The organism is Pseudomonas sp. S2_H01, from assembly GCF_054668305.1.
The window spans coordinates 3,189,840-3,215,623 of sequence record NZ_CP162756.1 but is presented as its reverse complement, the minus strand read 5'-3'; the positions used below and the strand labels follow the sequence as shown (position 1 = coordinate 3,215,623).

Below are 25,784 nucleotides of genomic sequence, written 5' to 3'. Positions count from 1 at the left end.
CACAATAAAAACAAGACGTATCGACTCACGCATAATAAAAACAACACGGCGGAGGCGCAGCTAACTGATTCTTTTGGAGAGGCGTTGCATTTGGGACTTGTCCCGCAACCAGGCCGAGAACAACAAAAAACTACCCTAAGGTAGAGCCTGAACTGGTTGGATCGATTGATTACTGCAGCACAGCGACCAAAGCAATCCGTTTGCTCTTGACTCCCGATTGGGAGGTTTCACAGGCGAAAGCCGTGAATTGGGCGTTCAACAAAAATAAAAAGCCCGACAGACAATAAAAATAAGAGCACGCACTTTGGGGGAGCTTCGGCTCCCCCAGTAGCTTCCAGACCAAACACCCGCCGCAAACCCATTGCGACGGCGCTTCAAGCCCCGCTCTGCCTGCCCCAAGACTGCCTTCGCGCAGCGTCCTACACCATCCCTCGACTAAATGCTAGAATCCCCGCCCATCATGCGGTCATTCTTCGTAATTGGCCGAATATTCCTTCAAACAGTGCATCCCATGCTGAAGAAGCTGTTCCAGTCATTCCGTTCTCCTCTGCGCAAACCGCAGCAACACGTGCGTACAACGCCCGAAGTGCTCAGCAGCAGCCAGCATTCGTTGCAGCGCACTCAATTCAGCCGCTACGCGGTGAGCATCGTCGAACGCCTGCAAAATGCCGGCTACCAGGCCTATCTGGTCGGTGGTTGCGTACGCGACATGATGCTGGGCATCACGCCGAAAGACTTCGACGTCGCCACCAGCGCAACGCCGGAGCAGGTCCGCGCCGAATTCCGTAACGCCCGCATCATCGGCCGTCGCTTCAAACTGGTTCACATCCATTTCGGTCGTGAAATCATTGAAGTGGCGACCTTCCGCGCCAACCACCCTCAAGACGACGAAGACGAAGACAGCAACCAGTCTTCGCGCAACGAAAGCGGGCGGATTCTGCGCGACAACGTCTACGGCACGCTGGAAGAAGACGCGCAACGTCGCGACTTCACCATCAACGCCCTGTATTACGACCCGGTCACCGAACGCGTGCTCGATTTCGCCAACGGCGTACACGACATCCGCAATCGCCTCATCCGGCTGATTGGCGATCCTCAGCAGCGCTATAAAGAAGACCCGGTGCGGATGCTGCGGGCCGTGCGTTTCGCCGCCAAGCTGGACTTCGGTATCGAGAAACACAGTGCGACGCCGATTCGACCGCTGGCGCCGATGCTGCGTGATATCCCGGCCGCGCGCCTGTTCGAAGAAGTGCTCAAGCTGTTTCTCAACGGCTACGCAGAACCCACCTTCGAGATGCTGGTTGACCTGGAACTGTTCGAGCCTCTGTTCCCGGCGAGTTCCAAAGCGCTGGAGTACAACCCGACGTACACACACACGCTGATCAGCGAGGCCCTGGCCAACACTGACCTGCGCGTAAAGCAGAACAAACCGGTCACGCCGGCGTTTCTGTTCGCCGCACTGCTGTGGCCTGCGCTGCCTGCACGGGTCTTGCGCTTGCAGGAACGGGGCATGCCGCCGATTCCGGCCATGCAGGAAGCCGCGCACGAACTGATCGCCGAGCAGTGCCAACGCATCGCGATCCCGAAACGCTTCACGATGCCGATCCGCGAAATCTGGGACATGCAGGAACGCCTGCCACGTCGTTCCGGCAAGCGCGCCGACCTGTTGCTGGACAACCCGCGCTTCCGGGCCGGTTACGACTTCCTGCTGTTGCGGGAAACCGCCGGCGAAGAGACCGATGGCCTGGGCGACTGGTGGACGGACTATCAGGACGCTAACGAGTCGGGTCGACGCGACATGATCCGTGACCTGGGCAGCAAGTCCGAGACCGGTCAGGGCCCACGCAAGCGTCGTCGCAGCGGTGGCAGCAAGCGCAAGCGCGCTGGCGCGGACGCATCGGAATAACGGGCATGGAACGTGTCTACATCGGCATGGGCAGCAATCTGGCCGCCCCCGCCGAGCAATTGCGCGAAGCGCTCAAAGCGCTGGGGCAACTGCCCCACACCCGCCTGTCGGGCGTTTCTTCTTTTTATGCCAGCGACTCCTTGCTGCCGGGCCAGCCGCGTTACACCAATGCGGTCGCCGCCCTCGACACGGCGCTTGAACCTCTGGCGTTGCTGGATGCGCTGCAAGCCATCGAAAACGGTCAGGGCCGTGAACGCCTGGAGCGTTGGGGGCCTCGCACGCTGGATCTGGATATCCTGCTGTTTGGTGATCGCCTGATCGATGAACCTCGCCTGAAAGTGCCGCATTACCACATGCAGGCGCGGGCCTTTGTGCTCTATCCGCTGGCTGAGCTGGCGCCGGGGATCACCCTCGCCGACGGCCGCGCGCTGAATGATCTGCTCGCGGCTTGCCCGTTCGAAGGGCTGGAGCGTCTCTAGCTTCAGTCCGCAGGGCGTATTAGCTGTCTTCCTCAAATCACATGCGCAGCCTCCCCCTAGAGCGCAAGGTGTAGGCGCGCGCTTGCTCTGGGCCGCACTCGGACGATCTGCCGGGAACCGGCAGCAAAACCTGTGCATGCGGTGTGTCAGGACAACCGAGTCGCCTGATTTTGCTACCGCTGCGCGCCAGATCGCGGGACAAGCCACGCTCCTACAGTTCGGCATTACGCCCAGCATGGTTCTGACATACGCCCGGCAGCGGTTACCCTCCGGTAACATCCTGTTCAAACCGGTAACACCCGGAATTGACTTCCCGCCCCCTCCTCACGAAGATAAGCGTCCCGAAGCCGGACTACCGGTCTATAGGCGCCAAACAGGTCTTTGCAAACATCGCGAAACGACGATGTGCCTGCGTTTGCAGAATGAATCACGCGTTGCTCGCCGTCGTGTTCACAGCGCCTGAATGAGGACTTTTTCATGCCAGATATCACCGTTACGTCCCTGCTGGGCCTGAAGCAGAAAGGTGAAAAAATCACCATGCTCACCTGCTACGACGCAACTTTCGCCCACACCGCCAGCCAGGCCGGCGTTGAAGTGTTGCTGGTCGGCGATTCGCTGGGCATGGTCCTGCAGGGGCATGACAGCACGTTACCGGTCACCACGGCCGACATGGCTTATCACGTTGCCAGCGTCAAACGCGGAAATCAGGGCGCATTGATTCTCGCCGACCTGCCATTCATGTCCTGCGCCACCCTCGAACAGACCTTCGCCAACAGCGCGATACTGATGCAGGCTGGTGCGCACATGGTCAAGGTCGAAGGCGCGGCATGGCTTGCGGAGTCCATTCGGCTGCTGGCCGAGCGCGGTATCCCGGTGTGCGCGCACATGGGGCTTACCCCTCAGGCGGTGAACGTGCTCGGCGGTTACAAGGTGCAGGGCCGTCAGGAAACTCAGGCGCGTCAGATGCGCGCCGACGCCATCACCCTGGAACAGGCCGGTGCGGCCATGATTCTGCTGGAATGCGTACCGAGCGAGCTGGCACAGGAAATCACCCACGCGGTGAAAATTCCGGTGATCGGCATCGGCGCCGGCAGCGCCACCGACGGCCAGGTCCTGGTATTGCACGACATGCTCGGCCTGTCGATCAGCGGCCGCGTGCCCAAGTTCGTGAAGAACTTCATGGCCGGTCAGCCTGATATCCAGTCGGCCATCGCCGCGTATGTCAGCGCTGTCAAAGACGTCAGCTTCCCTGCTCCAGAACACGGATTCTCGGCATGAACACAGTAAAAACGGTGCGCGAACTGCGCGCCGCCGTCGCACGCGCCCGCAGCGAAGGCAAACGTATCGCCCTGGTGCCCACCATGGGCAACCTGCACAGCGGCCATGCCGCGCTGGTCACCAAGGCCGCTCAACGCGCCGACTTCGTGGTGGCGACCATCTTCGTCAACCCGCTGCAGTTCGGCCCCAACGAAGACCTGGCCACCTACCCGCGCACGCTGGCAGCCGACCAGGAAAAGCTCCTGCAAGCCGGTTGCCACCTGCTGTTCACGCCAACCGTCGAAGAGATGTACCCCCACGGCATGGCCGATCAGACCATCGTCCGTGTGCCCGTGGTGTCGGAAGGTCTGTGTGGCGGCAGCCGGCCGGGTCACTTCGACGGCGTGTCCACCGTCGTCAGCAAGCTGTTCAACATGGTTCAGCCTGATATCGCGATTTTCGGCCAGAAAGACTTTCAGCAACTGGCCGTGGTCAGTGCGCTGGTGCGCGACCTGAACATGCCGATCCAGATCATCGGCGAGCCGACCGTTCGCGCCGCTGACGGCCTGGCGCTGTCGTCGCGCAACGGATACCTCACCGAAGCGGAGCGCGCCACGGCACCTGCGCTGTATCGCGTGATCACCCACATCGGCGAGGCCCTTCACAACGGCGAACAGAACCATGCTCAACTGCTGGACGACGGCAAGAAAGCCCTCGAAGCCGCAGGCTTTCGCCCCGACTACCTCGAGATTCGCCAGGCCGTGACCCTGCGCCCCGCCACCCCTGACGACCATGATCTGGTGGTCCTGGGCGCAGCGTTCCTGGGCAAGACCCGTTTGATCGACAATTTGCACCTGACCAAGCAGTGACAGGCAGCACAAGGCAGCTATTCGCAACTATGCTCACTAGCCCGAGCACGCGCTTGCGCTAAAAGGCTTCGGCAATGAACTTAGCCACACGAGCAATGCCATACCGGTACAGGTCGCCTGAGAAAGGCGACACTACCTTGTGAGAAAAAGTACCGAGCAAAGGTAAAGCAAGGCGCAGACATCGGCCCGTCCGGAGGTTAGGCTTCGGCGAACGCATGCATTCGATCCCGCCTTGGTTTTTCAGTGTCCAAAGGCAGTTCAAGTACAAGGAAACCCGCAGCGATGGCGTACTACCGCACTCCTCATGACGTCACCACCCTGCCCGCCTGGCAGGCGCTCACCGATCACCGCAAAGCCATGCAGAATTTCAGCATGCGTGAGGCGTTCAACGAAGACCCGCAGCGTTTCAGCGAATTCACCCTCAGCAGCGCCGGGCTGTTTCTCGACTATTCGAAAAACCTGATCACTGCAGAGACTCGCCAGTTGCTGGTCAATCTGGCTAACGAAGTGGGTCTGAAAGACGCGATCAAGGCGCAATATGACGGCGAGCTGGTCAATGCCTCCGAAGGCCGTCCGGCGCTGCACACCGCGCTCCGTCGCCCGGTCGGCGACAAGCTGTTGGTCAACGGCGTCAACGTGATGCCGGAAGTCCACAAGGTACTGAACCAGATCACCGATCTGGTCGGCCGAATCCATGACGGCCTGTGGCGCGGTTACACCGAGAAGCCGATCACCGACGTGGTGAACATCGGTATCGGTGGCTCCTTCCTCGGTCCTGAGCTGGTGTCCGAAGCGCTGCTTTCCTACGCGCAAAAAGGCGTTCGCTGCCACTATCTGGCGAACATCGACGGCACCGAACTGCACGAGCTCACCAGCAAGCTGCGCGCTGAAACCACGTTGTTCATTGTCTCCTCCAAGACGTTCAGCACGCTGGAAACCCTGAAGAACGCGACGGCGGCCAGGGCCTGGTATCTGGCGCAGGGCGGTTCGGAAGCCGAGCTGTACCGTCACTTCATTGCGGTATCGAGCAACAACGCAGCGGCGGTGGCGTTCGGCATTCGCGAAGAAAACATTTTCCCGATGTGGGACTGGGTGGGCGGTCGTTACTCGCTGTGGTCGGCCATCGGCCTGCCCATCGCCCTAGCCGTCGGCATGTCCAACTTCAAGGAACTGCTGTCCGGTGCTTACACCATGGATCAGCATTTCCAGAACGCGCCATTTGAACAGAACATGCCGGCGCTGCTGGGTCTGCTCGGTGTCTGGTACGGCAATTTCTGGGGCGCGCAGAGCCACGCGATCCTGCCGTACGACCACTACCTGCGCAACATCACCAAGCATTTGCAACAGCTGGACATGGAGTCCAACGGCAAGAGCGTTCGCCAGGACGGCGTGCCGGTCAACACCGACACCGGCCCTGTGATCTGGGGTGGCGTGGGTTGCAACGGTCAGCACGCGTATCACCAGTTGCTGCACCAGGGCACCCAACTGATCCCGGCCGATTTCATCGTGCCGATCGTCAGCTTCAACCCGGTGTCCGACCACCATCAGTGGCTGTACGCCAACTGCCTGTCGCAGAGCCAGGCCCTGATGCTTGGCAAGACCCGCGAAGAAGCCGAGGCCGAATTGCGGGCCAAGGGCTTGTCGGAAGACGAAGTTCAGCGCGTCGCGCCACACAAGGTCGTGCCGGGCAACCGTCCGAGCAACACCATCGTCTGTGAGCGCATCAGCCCTCGTCGTCTGGGTGCACTCGTGGCGATGTACGAGCACAAAGTGTTCGTGCAAAGCGTGGTCTGGGGCACCAACGCCTTCGACCAATGGGGCGTGGAACTGGGCAAAGAGCTCGGCAAGGGCGTCTACAGCCGCCTTGTGGGCTCTGAAGAAACCCCGGCAGAAGACGCTTCGACCCAAGGCCTGATCAATTACTTCCGCGGTCGTCACCGCGGCTGATCCTGCCTCAGGCAACACCCGAAACCCGCTCCCTCGCAAGAGGCGGCGGGTTTTGTGTTTTCTGGGGTTACACAACGAATCCTCTGTAGGAGCGAATTCATTCGCGAAAACCGTTCAGGCAATAGAGATGTATCGCCCGTACGGCCGATTCGCGAATGAATTCGCTCCTACAGGTATTGCGTCCAGATCGAACCCTGATGTCAGGGACTACTCTGATGTCATGCCGCAAGCAAAACAAAAGGGAGACGCCATGTTCGATCTCAGCAAGTATCCCCACGCCGACGCCACCCGTAAGGCTGCCCAACTGAGCGCAGACGACTATCAGCGGCTTTATCGGCAATCCATTGAACAGCCCGATGAGTTCTGGGCCGAACAGGCCGAACAATTCCTCGACTGGTCGACACCCTGGAATGAGGTTCAGCAATCCGACCTCAAGACCGGCACTGCGACCTGGTTCAAAGGCGGCCAGCTGAACGTCAGTTACAACTGCATTGATCGCCATCTGGAAAAGCGTGGCGATCAAGTGGCGATCCTCTGGGAGGGGGACAACCCTTCAGAGTCGGCGGAAATCACCTACAAGAAGCTGCACCACAACGTTGCTCGTCTGGCGAATGTGCTGAAAGCACGTGGGGTCAAGAAAGGCGACCGTGTGTGCATCTATATGCCGATGATTCCGGAAGCGGCTTACGCGATGCTCGCGTGTACGCGGATCGGCGCAGTGCATTCGGTGGTGTTCGGCGGGTTTTCGCCTGACGCATTGCGCGACCGAATCCTCGACGCCGATTGCCAGACCGTGATCACCGCCGACGAAGGCGTGCGCGGCGGCAAGTACGTGCCCCTCAAACAGAACGTCGATAAAGCACTGCAAAGCTGTCCCGACGTCAGCACCGTGCTGGTGGTCAAACGCACCGAGGGCGAGGTGGACTGGGTTGAGGGCCGTGACATCTGGTATCACGAGGCCTTGCACGGCATCAGCGACGATTGCCCGCCCGAGCCAATGGACGCCGAAGACCCGTTGTTCATCCTCTACACCTCTGGCAGCACGGGGAAACCCAAAGGCGTGTTGCACACCACCGGCGGTTATCTGTTGCAGGCAGCGATGACGCACAAATACGTGTTCGATTATCGCGATGGCGAGATCTACTGGTGCACCGCCGATGTCGGCTGGGTCACCGGCCACAGCTATATCGTCTACGGCCCACTGGCCAATGGCGCCACTACGCTGATTTTCGAAGGCGTGCCGAACTACCCGGACACCTCGCGCTTCTGGCAGGTCATCGACAAGCACCATGTGAACATTTTCTACACCGCACCCACGGCCTTGCGCGCCCTGATGCGTGAGGGCCCGAAACCGTTGGAAAGCACCAGCCGGGAATCACTTCGCGTGCTCGGCACGGTGGGTGAGCCGATTAACCCGGAAGCGTGGGAATGGTACTTCCACAAGGTCGGGAAAGAACGTTGCCCCATCGTCGATACTTGGTGGCAGACCGAAACCGGCGGCATCATGCTCACCCCGCTGGTCAGCACCACGCCACTGAAACCGGGTTGCGCGACCCAGCCGATGTTCGGGGTACAACCCGTGTTACTGGACGACAAGGGCAAGGAGCTCGAAGGCGCCACCAGCGGTTTGTTGGCGATCAAGGCCAGCTGGCCCGGTCAGATCCGGGGCGTGTACGGCGACCAGAAACGCATGGTCGAGACGTACTTCAAACCCTATCCCGGTTATTACTTCACCGGCGATGGCGCGCGCCGCGATCAGGACGGGCATTACTGGATCACCGGTCGTGTGGACGACGTGATCAACGTGTCGGGCCACCGGATCGGCACCGCCGAAGTCGAAAGCGCGCTGGTGTTACACGACAGCGTGGCTGAGGCGGCGGTGGTCGGTTATCCCCATGATGTGAAGGGCATGGGGATTTATGCGTTCGTCACGACCATGGCCGGGATCGAGCCCGACGACGCGTTGCGCAAGGATCTGCTGGCATTGGTCAGTAAAGAAATCGGCAGTTTTGCCAAACCGGAGTTGATTCAGTGGGCCCCGGCCTTGCCGAAAACCCGTTCGGGGAAGATCATGCGGCGCATCCTGCGCAAGATCGCCTGCAACGAACTGGACAGCCTGGGGGATATTTCGACCCTGGCGGACTCGAGCGTGGTGGAGGGTTTGATCGAGAAGCGCTTGAACACCTGAATCACGGCCCCTTGCCTATCGCCAGCATAGCGCGGACGTGTAGGAGCCGGCTTGCTGGCCACAAGTTTAGGGGCTCCCACAGGTCTGAGGTTTGAGGTTTGAGGTTTGAGGTTTGAGGTTTGAGCACAAGTTTGCGCATCAACCCGATCCCTGTAGGAGACGTCCGAGGTTACGAGGGCAGCGAATGCGGAGTGTGACTCAGCATCAATGTAGCTGATCCACCGCATTCGTCCGAACGCGGCCCGCACCAAGCCGGCTCCTACAGTCCTGGGACGCCACCCACACAGGCGTCAGACAATTCAATTGAGTACCCATGGAATTCATCCGCACACGCATCGAAACCCAGGTCATGAGCATGACCGGTCTGGCCTTGGGTCAGCTCGACATGGAGAACCCCAAGGGCGATCCCGGGCTGTTCGGGCCGCAGGCGGTGTGCTGGCAGGTGCACGGCGACTTTCCCAGCATGCTGATCGGCGGCATCTGCGCGCTGATGCTGCAGATGCTCCACCCGCGCGTGCTGGCCGGTGTTTGGGATCACTCCAACTTTCGCGAGGACATGCTCGGCCGTCTGCGGCGGACCGGGCAGTTCATCTCGGGCACGACCTTTGGTTCCACCCACGATGCCAACTGGCTGATCGACAAGGTGCGTAGCATTCATTCGCAGATCAGCGGCACCACCCTGGACGGCAGCGTGTATGCCGCGGACGATCCGGAGTTACTGACATGGGTGCATGTGGCGGAAGTCAGCAGCTTCATGGCGGCGCACTTGCGCTACCTGAACCCGGGGCTGTCACTTGAGGATCAGGATCGGTACTACGCCGAAACCGCGCTGGTTGCCGAACGCCTCGGTGCCCAACAGGTGCCACGATCGGCGCAGGACATCGCCCGATATCTGGAGAACATGCGCCCGCAATTGCGGTGCGATGCACGTACACGCGAAGTGCTGCGGATTCTGCAGGGAGCACCTGCCCCCAGTCGCATGGCCAAGCCAATGGGCAACCTGATGATGCGGGCCGGGATGGACTTGCTGCCCGGATTTGCCGGCGACCTGTTTGATATCCAGATGGGCGATTTCAAGCGCAAAATGATCCGTGCCGGCGTGAATCGCACCGCGCCGGTTCTGCGCTGGGCGGTGCGCAATGCCTCGGTTCATCGGGCCAGACGGCGGATGGGTGTGCTGTGAATGATGCCACCTCCTCTTTTCTGTAGGAGCAAGGCTTGTGTCTGGTCCGCATGAAGCAAAACGACAGAGGGCTTAAATTGCCCCCGTCATTCATGCCACCATGTGCGCCCTTGATTCCGCTGTCCCGGACCGTCTTCCTCTTCAGCTTTTAGTCCGGTCCCGGCGGCTAAACCAACAACAGTGAGGATTCGTACCATGCAAGACGTCGTTATCGTTGCCGCAACCCGCACCGCGGTGGGCAGTTTCCAGGGTTCGCTGGCGAACATTCCTGCCGTTGACCTGGGCGCGGCGGTCATTCGTCAGCTATTGGCACAAACCGGCCTGGACCCTGCGCAAGTCGACGAAGTGATCATGGGCCAGGTGCTCACGGCCGGCGCAGGACAAAACCCTGCGCGCCAGGCGTCGATCAAGGCGGGCCTGCCGTTCACCGTGCCTGCGATGACCCTGAACAAGGTCTGCGGCTCGGGCTTGAAAGCCTTGCACCTCGGCACCCAGGCCATTCGTTGTGGCGACGCCGATGTGATCATCGCGGGCGGTCAGGAAAGCATGAGCCTGGCGAACTACGTCATGCCGGGTGCACGCACCGGCCTGCGAATGGGCCACGCGACCATGGTCGACACCATGATCAGCGACGGTTTGTGGGATGCCTTCAACGATTACCACATGGGCATCACCGCCGAGAATCTGTCGGAAAAGTACGGCATCAGCCGTGAAGCACAGGACGCGTTTGCCGCCTCGTCGCAACAGAAAGCCGCTGCCGCCATTGACGCCGGGCGCTTCGTTGACGAAATCACCCCGATCCTGATTCCTCAGCGCAAAGGTGACCCGATCGCCTTCGCCACCGACGAGCAGCCGCGCGCCGGCACCACTGCCGAGTCGCTGGGCAAACTCAAACCCGCGTTCAAGAAAGACGGCACCGTGACGGCCGGTAACGCTTCGTCGCTGAACGACGGCGCAGCAGCCGTGATCCTGATGAGCGCGAAAAAGGCCGAAGAACTGGGCTTGCCGGTGCTGGCACGCATTGCGGCGTACGCCAACGCCGGTGTTGACCCGGCAATCATGGGCATTGGCCCGGTCAGCGCCACCCGCCGCTGCCTGGACAAAGCCGGCTGGTCGCTGGACGAGCTGGACCTGATCGAAGCCAACGAAGCCTTCGCCGCGCAATCGCTGTCGGTGGGTAAAGAGCTGGGTTGGGACATGGAAAAGGTCAACGTCAACGGCGGCGCCATCGCCATCGGCCACCCGATCGGTGCATCGGGCTGCCGCGTGCTGGTGACGTTGCTGCATGAAATGATCAAACGCGATGCGAAGAAAGGTCTGGCGACCTTGTGCATCGGTGGTGGTCAAGGCGTGGCGCTGGCGTTGGCCCGTTAAACACGAAGGCTCTTGCAGGAGCGCGCTTGCCCGCGAAGAGGCCGGTGAATCAGACATAGTTTTGGTGTCTGACCCAAAGCATTCGCGGGCAAGCGCGCTCCCACAGGAATCGCGCTCTTACGGCCTCCGGCCAGAATCAAAAGCAATCCGCGTTGATCGTTCCCCCGCTCCGCGTGGGAATGCAGCCCCGGACGCTCCGCGTCACCGCGCGAGCGACGCGGAGCGTCAAGGAATGCGTGCCCACGCGGAGCGTGGGCACGATCACACCGCTCAAACATCACTGCCAACCAAACTTCCTCACGTAGAACCCTTTCACCGCCTGCGTCAGCCCCACATACGCCAACAGGATCAGCGGCAGGATGACGAAGTACAGCGGTGGCAGCGCCTGCAGTTTGAAGTAGTGCGCCAGCGGGCCCATCGGCAGGAAGATCCCGACGGCCATGATCACCCCGGTCATCACCATCAACGGCATCGCCGCACGGCTTTGCAGGAACGGAATCTTCGGTGTGCGGATCATGTGCACGATCAACGTCTGAGTCAGCAGCCCCACCACAAACCAGCCCGACTGAAACAAGGTCTGATGCTCTGGGGTGTTGGCACCGAACACGTACCACATCACCGCAAACGTCGTGATGTCGAAGATCGAGCTGATCGGTCCGAAGAACATCATGAAGCGCCCAACGTCCGCGGGCTGCCAACGCTGTGGTTTTTTCAGCAATTCTTCGTCGACGTTATCGAACGGAATGGCGATCTGCGAAATGTCGTACAGCAGGTTCTGCACCAGCAGGTGCATCGGCAGCATCGGCAGGAACGGAATGAACGCACTCGCCACCAGCACCGAAAACACGTTGCCGAAGTTAGAACTGGCCGTCATCTTGATGTACTTGAGCATGTTGGCGAAGGTACGACGCCCTTCCAGCACGCCCTCTTCCAGCACCATCAGACTCTTTTCCAACAGGATGATGTCCGCCGCTTCCTTGGCGATGTCCACGGCGCTGTCCACGGAAATGCCGATGTCGGCGGTCCGCAACGCAGGCGCATCGTTGATTCCGTCCCCCATGAACCCGACCACATGCCCGTTGGCCTTGAGCAGCCGAACGATGCGTTCCTTATGGGACGGGGTCAGCTTGGCGAACACGTTGGTGGTTTCCACCGCCACCGCCAGCTCGGCATCACTCATGCGCTCGACATCGCCACCAAGCAGCAGACCTTGGCGCTCCAGCCCCACTTCGCGGCAGATCTTGGCGGTCACACGCTCGTTATCGCCGGTCAGCACTTTGACCGCGACGCCGTGCTCGGCCAGGGCCTTGAGTGCAGGCGCGGTGCTTTCTTTGGGCGGATCGAGAAACGCGACATACCCGATCAGCGTCAGGTCGCTTTCATCGGCCAGTCCATAAGCATCCTGCCCTTGCTCCATGGAACGCGCGGCCACTGCCACCACACGCAGCCCTTCGTCGTTGAATTCAGCCGTGACCTGCATGATGCGCGTCAGCAATTCAGGGGTCAGCGCTTCGTCCACTTCGCCGTGACGCACGCGCTTGCACACGGCCAGGACTTCTTCCAGCGCGCCTTTGCAGATCAGCAGATGCGCCTGCCCTTGCTCCTGCACCACCACGGACATGCGCCGCCGAGTGAAATCAAACGGCACTTCATCGACCTTGCTGAAGTGGGTGCCGACGCGCAGCTCACGGTGGATTTCCACGTGCTCAAGCACAGCCACATCCAGCAGATTCTTAAGGCCGGTCTGGTAGTAGCTGTTGAGGTAAGCCATTTCCAGCACGTCGTCGGACTCATCGCCCCAGACGTCGACATGCCGGGCCAGGAAAATCTTGTCCTGTGTCAGGGTGCCGGTCTTGTCGGTGCACAGCACGTCCATGGCGCCAAAGTTCTGGATCGCGTCCAGGCGTTTGACGATGACTTTTTTGCGCGACAGAAAGACCGCTCCCTTGGCCAAGGTCGAGGTGACGATCATCGGCAGCATTTCCGGGGTCAACCCGACCGCGATGGAGAGCGCGAACAGCAACGCCTCCATCCAGTCGCCCTTGGTGAAACCGTTGATGAACAGCACCAGCGGCGCCATCACGAACATGAAGCGGATCAGCAACCAGCTGACTTTGTTGACCCCGGCCTGAAAGGACGTCGGCGCGCGGTCGGTGGCGCTGACCCGTTGAGCCAAGGCGCCAAAATAGGTGTGATTGCCCGTTGCCAGAATCACCCCGGTCGCCGCTCCCGACACCACGTTGGTGCCCATGAACAGGATGTTTTCCAGGTCCAGCGGGTTGCCGGTATCGCCCTCCTGCCGACGCGCGAATTTTTCCACCGGCATCGATTCACCGGTCATCGCCGCCTGACTGACGAACAGATCCTTGGCACTGAGCACGCGGCAATCGGCGGGGATCATGTCGCCAGCCGACAGCACGATCAGGTCGCCTGGCACCAATTGCTTGATGGGCAATTCGATGCGCTGTTTGCCGCCGCCGTTGGCCTGCGCGTCATCCTGCGATACCTCGGCGCGACGCATCACGGTCGCGGTGTTGCTGACCATGGCTTTCAGCGCATCGGCTGCCTGATTGGAGCGGGTCTCCTGCCAGAAACGCAGCAGCGTCGAGAGCACCACCATCGAGAAGATCACGGTGGCGGCTTTCATGTCCTCGGTCAGCCATGAGATGAAGGCGAGCAAGGTCAGCAGCAGGTTGAAGGGGTTCTTGTAGCAGTGCCACAGGTGCACCCACCACGGCAGCGGTTGTTCGTGCTCGACTTCGTTGAGGCCGTGCTGGTCGCGCAACGCCAGGGCTTCGGCTTCGGTCAGGCCTTCGGCATGACTGCCCAGACGCGTCAGCAGTTCGGGTACGTCGCTGGTCGCACCCCGGGTCAAGGTTTGCGCCAGCGTTGGCGGGACTTCGCGGCTGACGGTGGCGTCGGTCACGCTGTCGAGCATCGCCAGCCGGCGAAAGTGCCGGCCAAAATGACGGGTGCGCAGAAAGCCTGCGAAAAACTCTCTGAGGAGGGCGAGCTTCAGGGTGGTGAACTTCATGGCTGTGTCCCCTGGACTGAAGGGCTGACGACTAAAAGGCCCAGGCAGGTACGGCCGACCGCACGTGAAGCTCCGCAAGGAACGACACGCAAGGTATGGCCCGCGACCGTAAAGGCCGCGCGGGTGTAACGTCAGGAAGGGGACAGGGCGCTCCATCTGCAACGGCCCTGCTCGCCGGTGGTCGCGACCTCAAGGACGCCACCACCGGTATGCAGGACTGCTACGGGAGTAAAAGCACTGCCGTTTCTCGCGATTGTCGGCGAGCGAACGGCAGCAAAATGACTGCGCGTTAACTCGCCGAGAATGGGCCGGTCATCGAAACCGGCTGACGTCTGTCACTCGAACAAGTACCCACTGTGGGTCTCCGCATTGGTTGAAAACGGGCGAAGAATACGCCCGGCTTTCAGGAGTGTAAACGGCCATTACGCCCCCGCCAGGACTATTGCGCTTGGCTTCAGGAAAGGTTCAGGAATGGTGAAAAACGGCCATTGCAGGCGCGCGCTTGCCCGGGATGGCGGTGTATCAGGCGACCTGTTTTTTTCAGATAAATCGCATTCGCGGGCAAGCGCGCTCCTACAGGGGCTGCGGTAGGGCAATCCCTTTTTTAGCGCTTGATCTATCGCAATCGCCAGCGAGCCGGCTACAGGTCGGAACGCCGCGCATCTATTTGTGCCACGACTCGCTTCCTAAAATTCTGAAGCTAGGACACTGATAAGTGGGCCGACGCTGCTCCCGTGGGAGACGTCCGAGGTTACGAGGGCAGCGAATGCGGCGTGTCGGTCACCGCCGATGTACCTGTCCCACCGCATTCGCCACTGTCGTAACCTCCAACAGCTCCTACAGGTCTCGCGGCAGTCAGACACCTTGGTCTGCCCGATCTGGGCGTGAGTCTTCCAACTGTTTGAGGCATGCCACAGGGCTTGATTGCAAAGCAGGGCCTGTAGGAGACGTCCGAGGTTACGAGGGCAGCGAATGCGGTGTATCAGTCACCGCCGATGTACCTGTCCCACCGCATTCGCCACTGTCGTAACCTCCAGCAGCTCCTACAGGTCTCGCGGCAGTCAGACACCTTGGTCTGCCCGATCTGGGCGTGAGTCTTCCAACTGTTTGAGACATGCCACAGGGCTTGATTGCAAAGCAGGACCTGTGGGAGACGTCCGAGGTTACGAGGGTATGGGCCGCACTTCGGACGAATGCGATAGGTCAGCTACATCAATGGTGAATGACAGTCCGCATTCGCCAGCAAGCCGGCTTACAGGTTTGTGTTCGCCACGTAGCATTACACGCCGTAACACCGATAAAGGCCTTGCTGCTAAACTCGCACGCCCTTATTCCCGCACCAAGGCGCCGTGCATGTCTTCGTTGAATCAGGCGCTCAGCGTCGCCCTCGAGAACCGTCAATCCCTGCTCGCTGAGCTGCATGCCCAGGGCACCGACTGTTATCGCCTGTTCCACGGCAGCCAGGAAGGTGCGAGTGGCTTGACCATCGACCGGTATGGCCCGCAACTGTTGGTGCAAAGCTTTCACACCAGCCTTGATCGCGACGCGCTGCTGGCGCTGCACAGCGCCGTCAACGCGCATCTGGGTCTGGAGCTGCTGCTGGTCTACAACGACCGCTCCCAGGGCAACTCCCGGATCGACCGCAGTGATGCCGTTTACAAGGCAGACGATGCAGCGCTGGCGGATCTGGTCGGCCATGAATGGGGTTTGAACTATCGCGTCCGTGGCCGCCATGCCGGCCAGGATCCTTTGCTGTTTCTTGACCTGCGCAACGCTCGGGGCTGGGTCAAGGATCACGCTAAAGGCAAAAGCGTGCTCAACCTGTTCGCTTACACCTGTGGCGTTGGCCTGAGTGCTGCTGCCGGTGGCGCGAGCGAGGTCTGCAATCTGGACTTCGCCGAGGGCAATCTGGCAGTGGGTCGCGAGAACGGCCATCTCAACCCGCACTTGGCGCCGATGCAGTTCATTCAGTCCGATTACTTTCCGGCGATTCGCCAGCTCGCAGGCCTGCCCATCGCATCGCGTCGCGGGCAGAAGCTGCCGTCGTATGCGCGACTGGATCAACGCCAGTTCGACCTGGTGCTGCTCGACCCACCGGCGTGGGCGAAGAGTGCCTTCGGCACTGTGGACTTGCTGCGCGACTACCAAAGCTTGCTGAAACCGGCGTTGCTGACCACCGCTGAAGACGGCGTGCTGATCTGCTGCAACAACCTGGCAAAAGTGAACATGGATGAGTGGCGCGACCAAGTGCTGCGGTGTGCGAGCAAGATCGGCCGTCCCGTGCGTGACTGTCAGACCCTCGCACCCGGCGCCGACTTTCCGTCGTTGGACCAACAACCACCGCTCAAGACGTTGATCTTGCAGCTCTGATCACTTACTGACTGCAAGGAAATTTCCTACACGGATTGCGGACGACGCCTTCGGAACCAGATTGACGTGCCATACTCCAAGGCACCTCACATCGAGAGAGTTGGCGACCTACATGCCCAAAGGATTGAAACGCGCCATTGGCGCCTTGCTGGCCGTCTTCGCAATTTACAGCGTGTTGGGATTTCTGATCCTGCCGGGTATTGCGTTGCGGGTGATCAACCAACAGCTGGCCAATTACGCCACGGTCCCGGCCAGGCTGGAGCGTCTGGAGCTCAATCCCTACAGCCTTGAAGTCACGTTGTGGGGCCTGAACATCGGTGCGCCGGGCAAGGAGCAGATTGGTTTCGAGCGCCTCTACGCCAACCTGCAGATCGACAGCCTGTGGACCAAAGCGCTTCACCTCGACGCTGTCGAACTCGACAAACCCAAGACCGAGCTGCTGTTCTCCAAGGACGGCACGTTGAATTTGGCCGGCCTGTTCAAACTCCCGCCAAGTGACCCCGCCAAACCTGACGAGCCACCGAGCAAGCCGTTTCCGTTACGCATCGGTGAAATCAAATTGGCGGACGGTTACGTGCACTTTCAGGACATGCGCCCCAGCGAGCCGATCGAATTCCTCTACGACGAGCTGAATTTCGAACTGAAAAACCTCAGCACCCTGCCCGAAGACAATGCCGACATGACCTTGGTGGCCGCTGGCCCCGCAGGTGGACAGATCGACTGGGTAGGTCGAATCAGCCTGGTGCCGATCTCATCCGAAGGCACGTTGAAAGTCACTGACGGCCAGATGAAAGTCTGGTGGCCGTACGTGCGCGATGCGTTACCGCTGGTACTGAAAGACGGCGTGCTCAACTTCAATACCCATTACAAGCTCAGTCTGGCCAAGGAAACCGAGCTGCTGCTGGACAAGACGTCCCTCAGCGTCGCGCCCTTCGCCATCGACGCGCCGGACGGCCGCCCTCTGGTGCGCCTGAAGAAACTCGACGTCAGCGAGACGTCCATCGACCTCGCCAAACAGCTGGTCACTGTCGGCAAGATTCGCAGCGAAGGCCTGGAAACCTGGGCTGCCCGTGAATCCGACGGCCAGCTCGACTGGCAAAAACTGTTCGCAAGCCAGCCGTCCAAGGCCCAGGAAAAGAAAGCCGAGGCGGCTAAAAAGGAGCCCGCCACGGCAACCGGTTCCGAGACCACAGCGAAAACCGAAGCCGCAACGCCGAGCAAACCCTGGCAGGTGTTGCTCCGTGATACCCAGCTGCGCGATTACCGCATCCATCTGGCGGACAAAGTGCCCAAGGAGCCGGTGGCAATCGACGTTGGGCCGCTGAATCTGGACCTGACCAACTTCGACAGCCTCAACCAATCGCCCTTCAACCTCAAGCTCGACACCGGCTTGGGCAAGCAAGGCAAGCTGACGGCCGAGGGTGAAGTGAATCTGGCGCCGGTTCGCGCCAAACTCAACGTAACCACACGCGACATCGACCTGCGCGTGGCGCAATCCTATGTCACACCGTTCATTCGGCTTGAAGTGCGCAGCGGCATGCTCAACACCGATCTGGCCGTGGACCTGAAAAGCACCGAGCCGCTGGCGCTGGGCATCACCGGCAAGGCGCAGGTGGATCAGTTGCACACGCTGGACACCCTCAAGTCGCGGGACTTCGTGAAATGGGAGCGCGTCAACGTCGAGGGCCTGAACTTCCAGCTGGGCGACAGCCTGAGCATCGCCTCGATCAACCTGGAACAACCGTACGCGCGCTTCGTGATCGCCGACGACCGCACCACCAACATCGACGATTTGTTGATACCGCAGCCTGCTGACAGCAAGCCAGCGGCCGCCAAAACCAAGTCAACCGCCAGCGCCGACAAACCGATGGGCATTCATATCGGTGAAGTGAACATCAACAACGGCTCGGCCAACTTCGCCGACTTCAGCCTCACGCCTAACTTCGCGACGGCCGTGCAGCAGCTCAACGGGAAAATCGGCACGCTGGACAACCGTCAGGACAAACCGGCCCCCGTGGACATCAAGGGCAAGGTCGACCGCTATGCGCCTGTGACGATCAAAGGCGCGCTCAACCCGTTCAACCCCCTCGCCAGTCTGGACATCGCGACCAGCTTCAAGCGTGTCGAGCTGACCACGTTGACGCCCTACTCCGGCAAGTTCGCGGGTTATCGCATTCGCAAAGGCCGACTGAACCTGGACCTGCATTACCTGATTACCAAGGGTCAGCTCAAAGCCGAGAACAAGGTCGTGGTCGAGCAACTGCAACTGGGTGAAAAGGTCGACAGCCCGGATGCCGTAAACCTGCCGCTGAAGCTGGCCATCGCCTTGCTCAAGGACGTTGACGGCAAGATTTCCATCGAATTGCCGGTCACCGGTGATTTGAACAACCCGCAGTTCAGTGTGATGCCGATCGTCTGGCAGACCCTGCGCAATCTGGTGGTGAAAGCCGCTGCCGCACCGTTCAAATTCATCGGCGGTTTGATCAGCGGAGGCGGTTCGGAAGACCTGGGCACCGTGTCGTTCGCTGCAGGTTCAGACGCGTTGTCCAGCGACGCCCAGGCCTCGCTGGACAAGCTGGCTGCAGCGCTCAAAGCACGCCCGGCACTGCGTCTTGAGATCGAAGGCACCAGCGCCGAAGCCAGTGACGGCCCGCTGATCGCCCAACAACGCCTTGAGCGCGAATACCAGAGCACCTACTACAAGATTCTTCAGCGCCGAGGCGACAAGGTGCCGGCGCAAGCCGCCGACCTGAAAGTGCCGGACGATGAAAAGGCGCCGATGCTCGAAGGCATTTATCGCACGCGTCTGAAGGGTCAGCCGCCGGCCGAGTGGGTTGATCTGGGTAAGGAAGAGCGCCAGAACAAGATGCGCGACGCCGTGCTCAAATCCTGGAGTTCGAGCGCGCTGTTGCTGCGTCAGCTTGGCCAGGCCCGTGCCGGCAGTATCAAGGACTATTTGGTGGACAAGGGACAATTGGCGGACGAGCGGGTCTACTTCGTTGACGCCAGTCTCGGTCAACCGGAAAAAGACGGTCGCGTCGTCAGCCCCCTGCATCTGGACAGTGAGTAACGACTTTTGAAGAAGGTGTTAGCGAAGACCGTGCTGATGCTCGGTCTGACAGCAACGGCGGTCGTCGCCCATGCGGCGACCGACACGTTGAGGTGTGGCAGTCAGCTGATCAGCGTCGGCGACCGAATGTTCGAAGTGCAACAGAAATGCGGCCAGCCCGTCAGCCAGGACATCGTCGGCTACAAGGAAACGGTCAACCACTTCCGTCAGGTCGATCAGGTGCAGGTCCAGGAATGGATCTACGGGCCGAACAACGGCATGTATCAGTATTTGCGGTTCGAAGGTGGCCGGTTGGTGCGGATCGACAGCAAGCGGGGACGGTAAGCCGCCACGAAACTTCGAATATCACTACCGTCCGTGTGGGAGTGAGCTTGCTCACGAAGGCTGAGTTCCATCCGATGAAGATGTTGCGGATGTACCGGCGTCTTCGCGGGCAAGCGCGCTCCTACAGGGGCTGGCGGCGTCCAAGCACGCTTTAAATCCTGAACTGCTTCACTAACCCGCCCAACCGATCACCCAGATCCGTCAGGCTGCGTGCCGTTTGCGCGCCGCTTTGGGCGTCGTCGGCCACGGTGTCCACGGCTTGGGCGATCTGGGTCATGCTGCGGCTGATCTCCTCGGCGACCGCGGTCTGTTCTTCCGATGCGCTGGCGATCTGCGCGTTCATGTCGTTGATGGTCTCGATCAACTGGCTGATCGCGTCCAGCGACGTTCCTGCCTCGTTTGCCAAATCACCCGTGGTCTTGCCGGTGTCGCTGGAACGGCTCATGGCAACCGTGGCTTCCTGCGCGCCGCGTTGCAGCGAGGTGATCATTTCGTGGATTTCCTGGGTACTCTGCTGAGTACGGCTGGCCAGGGCGCGAACCTCATCGGCGACCACCGCAAACCCACGCCCTGCGTCCCCTGCCCTCGCCGCCTCAATGGCAGCGTTCAGCGCCAGCAGGTTGGTCTGTTCGGCCACCGAGCGAATCACATCCACCACGGTCGCAATGGACTGCACATCCTGGCGCAAGTGATCCAGCGAGGAACTGCTTTCGCCGATCTCGCCGATCAGCGCATGAATGCTGTCGATGCTCTTGTTCACGACAGACTTGGCGTCCGAGCCGACGTCGCTGGTCTTGCGCGCCGCCTGAGAAGCCCCTTGCGCACTGATGGACACCTGATGCGCTGCCGACGACATCTCATGAATGGCCGTCGCGACCTGGTCGGTTTCCTGACGCTGACGGCCCATCGCCTCTTCCGACCGCTGCGCCTGCGAGGACATGTCGTTGACCAACCCGTTCAGCTGGCCGGTCATTTCAGCAATCTGCCGCACCAGCCCGTGGATTTTCTCGACGAACTGGTTGAACGACTTGGCCAATGCGCCCAGTTCGTCGTTGCTGGTTTCCGGCAGACGGCGAGTCAGGTCACCGTCACCTGCGGCGATGTCATCCAGGTTCTGCTTGATCACCAGCACCGGCTTGACCAGCCCGTTGCCAATCAGCACGCCGACCAGCGCCACCACCGCCAGGAACACCGCCACAATAGCCACGATCAGCGCGGCCGAAGAGCCAATCCGGCTTTGGGTCGACGCCTCGATGGCAGCCACCTGATTGTCGATGTCGTCCAGGTTTACCTGCGTCCCGAACGCCAAGTCCCATTTCTGTAGATAGCTGGTGTAGCCCAGCTTCGGGATCGGCTTGTCGCTGCCCGGCGTCGGCCAGTCGTAGCGGAAGAAATGCGTCCCGTCTTTGGCTTTGTCCACCAGGCCACGAATCACGTACACGCCGTTGGCGTCTTTGGCTTCGGAGAAGTTCTTGCCGATGTCCAGGTCCTTGTCCGACCAGAACACCCGCACGTACTGCGAGTTGTAGCCAAAAAAGTAACTGGCCTTGTCATATTGCAGGCTCTTGAGCACCTTGAGCGCCCGATCCCGGGCGTCCATGTCGCCCGGCGCTGAGGCGTCGTAGATCGGCTTGATCGCCGCTTCGCCAATCTGCTGATAGTTCTTGAGCGACAGCTTGCGCTCCTCCAGCAACAGCGCGCGGGTCTGCTCGACTTCCTGAGCAGCGAGTTTTTGCAGCACGACCCAGGTGATGCAACTGATCACTGCGGCCAGCAAGAGGCTCGGAATGATGGCGAGGAGAATGACCTTACGGCGTAGGTTCAACGTCACGACGATTTCCTTTGTATGCAGGAAGTATCATTTTTGATGATAAAAAATGACCAGTAGCTCTTGTGGTTAATGGCCGCGTTGACGACAGGTTCAACTCACCGTATCGCTGGTTTGCCCCAGATCTTTAGGGGAAAACGCAATAAATTACGACCAAAATATGTCACAAGGCTACTATCCATCAGGATGATCGACAGCCGTGATGGAAGCGTGATGGGTAGGGGTTGGATGAGGGAGTATGGCGGGATGATACGGACTGCTGTTGATTCTGGCCGCAGCCCGCAGGGCTAAGCTTGCCCGCGAAGACTTGGTATCAGTCACTGAATGCGTGTCTGATTACCGACCTCTTCACGAGCAAGCTCGCTCCCACAGGATCGCGTGACGCAAAAAAATTCAGGCGATCAACGCTCGTGCAACGCCTCGGCGCGTGCCTTCAGGACCGGCTTGAGCAGGTAGCTGAGGATGCTTTTCTTGCCGGTGATGATGTCCACCGAAGCGACCATGCCGGGAATGATCAGCAACGGATGCTCATCGGTGCCCAAATGGCTGCGGTCGGTGCGCAGCTTGATCACGTAGAACGTGTTTTTCTTTTCTTCGTCTTGAATGGTGTCGGCGCCGATCTGTTCCAGCTTGCCTTTGAGGCCACCGTAAATGGTGTAGTCATAGGCGGTGAACTTGATCATCGCTTCCTGCCCCGGATGCAGGAACGCAATGTCCTGCGGACGGATCCGCGCTTCAACCAGCAAGGTGTCGTCCAGCGGCACGATTTCGGCGATGTCGCTGCCCGGCTGGATCACGCCACCCACGGTGTTGACCAGCATTTGCTTGACGATACCGCGCACCGGCGAGGTAACCATCGTGCGGTTCACCCGGTCTTCCAGGCCTTTGGCCGTCGACTGAGCCTTGGAAAGATTGGTGCGTGCCTCGTTCAACTGGGTCAGCGCGTCGCTGCGAAACTTGCCGCGCGTCTCGTCGATCTTGCGCTGCACTTCGGCAATCGCGGCCTGGGCGCGGGGAATCGCCAGCGTGGTGCCGTCCAGTTGACCGCGCGTCTCCACTTCCGAACGCTTCAGACGCAGGATGTCCACAGGCGAAACAGCACCCTGAGCCACCAAAGGCTCGGACATGCCGATCTCCTGACGCAGCAGGCCCAGGCTGTTGCGGTATTGCTCCTGCTTGGAACCGAACTCACGCAGTTCCTGCTGGCGCTGAATCAATTGCTGTTGCAGGCCGCCAACTTCATCGACCAATTGCTGACGACGACTTTGATACAGCGACTCTTCGTTGGCGGCCTGTTTTGGCGCCGACTTGCGAGCGTCGGCGCTGATGTTCAGCGGGCGATCATCGACCTCGGCGCTCAGGCGTTCCACGCGCAACTCCATGGCCACGCGATCAGCCTCGGTTTCACCGACGTTGGAAGCGAAGCGGGTGTCGTCCAGACGAATCAGCGGCGCGCCCGCGTCAACGATCTCGCCATCACGGGCATAGATCTGCGCGACGATACCGCCTTCAAGGTTCTGGATCTTCTGAATCTTGGTCGACGGGATCGCCTTGCCTTCGCCCTTGGTCACTTCGTCGATGACGGCAAAGTTGGCCCAGAGCACCAGGAACGTGAAGAACAGAATGACCGCCCAGATGGTCAGCCGGACGATACGCGGGGCGTCATCGACCAGGGCTTTTTTGACTTCAGGCATCGGCTGCCCGTCAAGGGACGGCGAGCCTTTGAAATAGCCGAACAGACCACCGCCGGAATTTGGACCCGATTTAAGCAACACTGATCTGCCCCTTCTTCAACGCTTCCATCACGGCGGCTTTCGGGCCGTCGGCGAGAATCTGGCCACGGTCGATGACCAACAGGCGGTCGACCAGCGTGAGCAGCGAGGCTCGGTGTGTCACAAGAATCACGGTCTTTTTCTCGATAACGGCTTGCAGACGCTGCTTCAAGCGCTCCTCACCGGTGTTGTCCATGGCGCTGGTCGGTTCGTCCAGCAACAGAATCGGCGGGTTCAGCAACAGGGCCCTGGCCAGCGCAACGTTCTGACGCTGACCACCCGACAGGTTCTGCCCACGCTCGCCGACTTGCAGCTCGTAACCTTGCGGGTGCAGACGGGCAAACTCATGCACGCCTGCCAGCTCACCGGCTTGCAGCACCATTTCATCGTCCACGTAGCGCGCACCGGAAATCAGGTTGTCGCGCAGCGTACCGGCCAGCAATTGGATGTCCTGAGCAACGTAACCGATGTTGTGGCGCAATTCACTGACGTCGATCTGGCGAATGTCCACGCCGTCGACCAACAGCGAGCCTTCGTCCGGCTGATACAGACCGACCAGCAGCTTGGCCAGCGAGCTTTTGCCCGAGCCGCTGCGGCCGATGATGCCGATCCGCTCGCCCGGACGAACCACCAGGTTGATGTTCTTCAACGCCAGGGTTTGCTGGTTCGGGTAGGTGAAGTCGACGTTGCGGAATTCCATCGCGCCCTGCAGCACCTGACGGCTCAGCGGACGCTCTTCGAAGTTGCGCTCTTGAGGCAACTCCATCATCTGGTCGACCGACACCATGGTCACTTTGGCTTGCTGATAACGCGTCAGCAGACCCGACAACTGCGCCAACGGGCCCAGTGCGCGGCCACTGAGCATGTAGCACGCCACCAGGCCGCCCATGCTCAGGTTACCGTCGATGATCATGTACACACCGAAGCAGATCATCGCCACGCCGGCCAGTTGCTGGATGAGCAAGGTGATGTTCATCGCCAGACCGGACAGGATCTTGACTCGCAGCTCCAGGCGGCTAAGGGTGCCGATGGTCTGTTCCCACTGGTACTGACGTTCGCTTTCAGCGTTGTTGACCTTGACCGCGTCCAGCCCGGACAGGGTTTCGATCAGACTCGACTGACGCTCGGCGCCCAGCGCCATGGTGCGTTCCAGGGTGGCGGTCAACGGCTTCTGCAGCAAATGGCCGATGCCCAGCGCGAGCGGGAACGCGACAATCGGAATCCACACCAGGTGCCCACCGAGCAGCGCGATCACCAAGAGGATGATCAGGGTGAACGGCAGGTCGATAAGGCTGGTCAGGGTCAGCGACGTCAAAAAGTCGCGCATGCCCTGAAACTCATGGATGTTCTGGGCGTAGCTGCCGACACGTGCCGGGCGGAATTTCATCGCCATGCCGACGATGCGTTCGAACAGCGTGGCGGAAATGATCAGGTCGGTTTTCTTGCCCGCCAGGTCCAGGCACAGACTGCGCAGGCCTTTGAGCAAGAGGTCGAACAGGTAGGCGCCGCAGATACCGGCCGCCAACACCCACAACGTCGCGGTCGCCTGGTTCGGCACCACGCGGTCGTAGACGTTCATGACAAACAGAGGCGCAGCCAGCGCGATCAGGTTGATCACCAGGCTTGCAGCGATCGCGTCGGCGTAGAGCCAGCGCGACAGCTTGAGGGTGTCTTTGAACCAGGACCGCGCTCGAGGAATGAGCGAGCCTTGGGTCACGTCGAATTTGTGTTGCGGTTGGGCGAAGAACACCTTGCCGCTGTAATCCTGAGCCAGCGCTTCGCGCTCAACCCGGACTTCGCCGCCGTCGCTTTCGCTGATCAGCAGCCGCGCCGCATCGCCTTCCCAACCCAGCAATACCGCACAACGCCCTTCCTTTAAAAGAAGCATCGCAGGCAAGGCAATGGCGGGAATCTGTTCGAGCTTGCGCACCAACAGACGCCCTTGCAAACCGGCCCGAGCGGCTGCGCGTGGCAGCAGATCGGGGCTCAGGCGCTGGTCCGGCAACGGCAGGCCGGTGCTCAGCATCGCCCGGCTCGCCGGTTTGTGGTGCAAGGCGCAGAGTGTCAGCAGGCCATCCAGCAACGGATCATCATGTTGGCTGCGTGGGTCATGACCTAGTTGGGCAGAAGGTAATTCCAAATCCACGCTGACACTCTCTTTAGCTCTAACAGTTAGAAGAAGC

Annotated in this window: 14 protein-coding genes and 2 pseudogenes; 11 read left to right on the top strand and 5 right to left on the bottom strand. The window is 60.4% G+C overall.

All coding sequences use genetic code 11. From position 1 onward, the window contains the following. Positions 1–511: 511 nt before the first annotated feature. The 8 genes from AB4N84_RS14310 to AB4N84_RS14275 all read left to right on the top strand — a co-directional run bounded on the left by AB4N84_RS14310 (position 512) and on the right by AB4N84_RS14275 (position 11,203). A complete protein-coding gene (locus AB4N84_RS14310) occupies positions 512–1,906 on the top strand; it encodes a polynucleotide adenylyltransferase PcnB (RefSeq protein WP_074759219.1) in 1,395 nt (464 codons plus the stop codon). Between the two features lie 5 nt (positions 1,907–1,911). Then, positions 1,912–2,385 carry a 2-amino-4-hydroxy-6-hydroxymethyldihydropteridine diphosphokinase gene (gene folK / locus AB4N84_RS14305; protein WP_460046798.1) on the top strand — a complete coding sequence of 158 codons (474 nt, stop codon included), beginning with the start codon at positions 1,912–1,914 and terminating at the stop codon, positions 2,383–2,385. A 477-nt stretch (positions 2,386–2,862) separates the two neighbouring features. Continuing rightward, positions 2,863–3,663: a 3-methyl-2-oxobutanoate hydroxymethyltransferase gene (panB, locus tag AB4N84_RS14300; RefSeq protein ID WP_460046796.1), complete on the top strand. Its 801-nt coding sequence runs from the start codon at positions 2,863–2,865 to the stop codon at positions 3,661–3,663. Then, positions 3,660–4,511: a pantoate--beta-alanine ligase gene (gene panC, locus AB4N84_RS14295; protein WP_460046795.1), complete on the top strand. Its 852-nt coding sequence runs from the start codon at positions 3,660–3,662 to the stop codon at positions 4,509–4,511. The genes panB and panC overlap by 4 nt, the downstream gene beginning before the upstream one ends. Positions 4,512–4,793: 282 nt before the next feature. Then, the gene (gene pgi / locus AB4N84_RS14290) at positions 4,794–6,458 is read left to right on the top strand and encodes a glucose-6-phosphate isomerase (protein WP_460046793.1); all 1,665 of its coding nucleotides are present in this window, start codon (positions 4,794–4,796) and stop codon (positions 6,456–6,458) included. A 250-nt stretch (positions 6,459–6,708) separates the two neighbouring features. Next, positions 6,709–8,646 carry an acetate--CoA ligase gene (acs, locus tag AB4N84_RS14285; protein WP_460046791.1) on the top strand — a complete coding sequence of 646 codons (1,938 nt, stop codon included), beginning with the start codon at positions 6,709–6,711 and terminating at the stop codon, positions 8,644–8,646. A 313-nt stretch (positions 8,647–8,959) separates the two neighbouring features. Continuing rightward, entirely contained in the window at positions 8,960–9,829 is an 870-nt protein-coding gene (locus AB4N84_RS14280) for an oxygenase MpaB family protein (RefSeq protein ID WP_074759207.1), read from the top strand. Positions 9,830–10,024: 195 nt separating this feature from the next. Further along, complete coding sequence (locus AB4N84_RS14275) at positions 10,025–11,203, top strand: acetyl-CoA C-acetyltransferase (RefSeq protein WP_460046790.1); 1,179 nt, start codon at positions 10,025–10,027, stop codon at positions 11,201–11,203. Between the two features lie 277 nt (positions 11,204–11,480). On the opposite strand, the gene mgtA is transcribed toward AB4N84_RS14275, so the two are convergent. Further along, positions 11,481–14,222: a magnesium-translocating P-type ATPase gene (gene mgtA, locus AB4N84_RS14270; RefSeq protein WP_460047022.1), complete on the bottom strand. Its 2,742-nt coding sequence runs from the start codon at positions 14,220–14,222 to the stop codon at positions 11,481–11,483. Between the two features lie 1,368 nt (positions 14,223–15,590). Here mgtA and AB4N84_RS14265 point away from each other — a divergent pair. The 3 genes from AB4N84_RS14265 to AB4N84_RS14255 all read left to right on the top strand — a co-directional run bounded on the left by AB4N84_RS14265 (position 15,591) and on the right by AB4N84_RS14255 (position 20,001). Continuing rightward, entirely contained in the window at positions 15,591–16,607 is a 1,017-nt protein-coding gene (locus AB4N84_RS14265; protein ID WP_074757106.1) for a class I SAM-dependent rRNA methyltransferase, read from the top strand. A 112-nt stretch (positions 16,608–16,719) separates the two neighbouring features. Beyond that, positions 16,720–19,677 (top strand): DUF748 domain-containing protein, encoded by a 2,958-nt coding sequence (locus tag AB4N84_RS14260; protein ID WP_460046788.1) that lies wholly within the window; start codon positions 16,720–16,722, stop codon positions 19,675–19,677. A 36-nt stretch (positions 19,678–19,713) separates the two neighbouring features. Then, positions 19,714–20,001, top strand: a complete 288-nt coding sequence (locus AB4N84_RS14255; protein ID WP_460047020.1) for a DUF2845 domain-containing protein — start codon at positions 19,714–19,716, stop codon at positions 19,999–20,001. A 151-nt stretch (positions 20,002–20,152) separates the two neighbouring features. Here the strand turns inward: AB4N84_RS14255 and AB4N84_RS14250 are convergent. From AB4N84_RS14250 to AB4N84_RS14235, 4 genes and pseudogenes are all read right to left on the bottom strand, one after another. Continuing rightward, positions 20,153–20,668, bottom strand: a pseudogene (locus AB4N84_RS14250) (methyl-accepting chemotaxis protein); the annotation flags it as partial. Between the two features lie 390 nt (positions 20,669–21,058). Continuing rightward, positions 21,059–21,742: pseudogene (locus AB4N84_RS14245) on the bottom strand (cache domain-containing protein); the annotation flags it as partial. Positions 21,743–22,230: 488 nt separating this feature from the next. Then, positions 22,231–23,604, bottom strand: coding sequence for an HlyD family type I secretion periplasmic adaptor subunit (locus tag AB4N84_RS14240; protein ID WP_460046786.1), 1,374 nt, complete (start codon positions 23,602–23,604; stop codon positions 22,231–22,233). Then, the gene (locus tag AB4N84_RS14235) at positions 23,594–25,747 is read right to left on the bottom strand and encodes a type I secretion system permease/ATPase (protein WP_074757098.1); all 2,154 of its coding nucleotides are present in this window, start codon (positions 25,745–25,747) and stop codon (positions 23,594–23,596) included. The genes AB4N84_RS14240 and AB4N84_RS14235 overlap by 11 nt, the downstream gene beginning before the upstream one ends. Positions 25,748–25,784: the final 37 nt, after the last annotated feature.

What these genes read in the sequence shown, in the direction of transcription:
- acs (WP_460046791.1), top strand. Translation starts at nt 6,709, where the DNA reads ATGTTCGATCTCAGCAAGTATCCCCACGCCGACGCCACCCGTAAGGCT.
- AB4N84_RS14265 (WP_074757106.1), top strand. Translation starts at nt 15,591, where the DNA reads ATGTCTTCGTTGAATCAGGCGCTCAGCGTCGCCCTCGAGAACCGTCAA.
- panB (WP_460046796.1), top strand. Translation starts at nt 2,863, where the DNA reads ATGCCAGATATCACCGTTACGTCCCTGCTGGGCCTGAAGCAGAAAGGT.
- AB4N84_RS14260 (WP_460046788.1), top strand. Translation starts at nt 16,720, where the DNA reads ATGCCCAAAGGATTGAAACGCGCCATTGGCGCCTTGCTGGCCGTCTTC.
- AB4N84_RS14275 (WP_460046790.1), top strand. Translation starts at nt 10,025, where the DNA reads ATGCAAGACGTCGTTATCGTTGCCGCAACCCGCACCGCGGTGGGCAGT.
- AB4N84_RS14255 (WP_460047020.1), top strand. Translation starts at nt 19,714, where the DNA reads ATGCTCGGTCTGACAGCAACGGCGGTCGTCGCCCATGCGGCGACCGAC.
- panC (WP_460046795.1), top strand. Translation starts at nt 3,660, where the DNA reads ATGAACACAGTAAAAACGGTGCGCGAACTGCGCGCCGCCGTCGCACGC.
- folK (WP_460046798.1), top strand. Translation starts at nt 1,912, where the DNA reads ATGGAACGTGTCTACATCGGCATGGGCAGCAATCTGGCCGCCCCCGCC.
- AB4N84_RS14310 (WP_074759219.1), top strand. Translation starts at nt 512, where the DNA reads ATGCTGAAGAAGCTGTTCCAGTCATTCCGTTCTCCTCTGCGCAAACCG.
- AB4N84_RS14280 (WP_074759207.1), top strand. Translation starts at nt 8,960, where the DNA reads ATGGAATTCATCCGCACACGCATCGAAACCCAGGTCATGAGCATGACC.
- pgi (WP_460046793.1), top strand. Translation starts at nt 4,794, where the DNA reads ATGGCGTACTACCGCACTCCTCATGACGTCACCACCCTGCCCGCCTGG.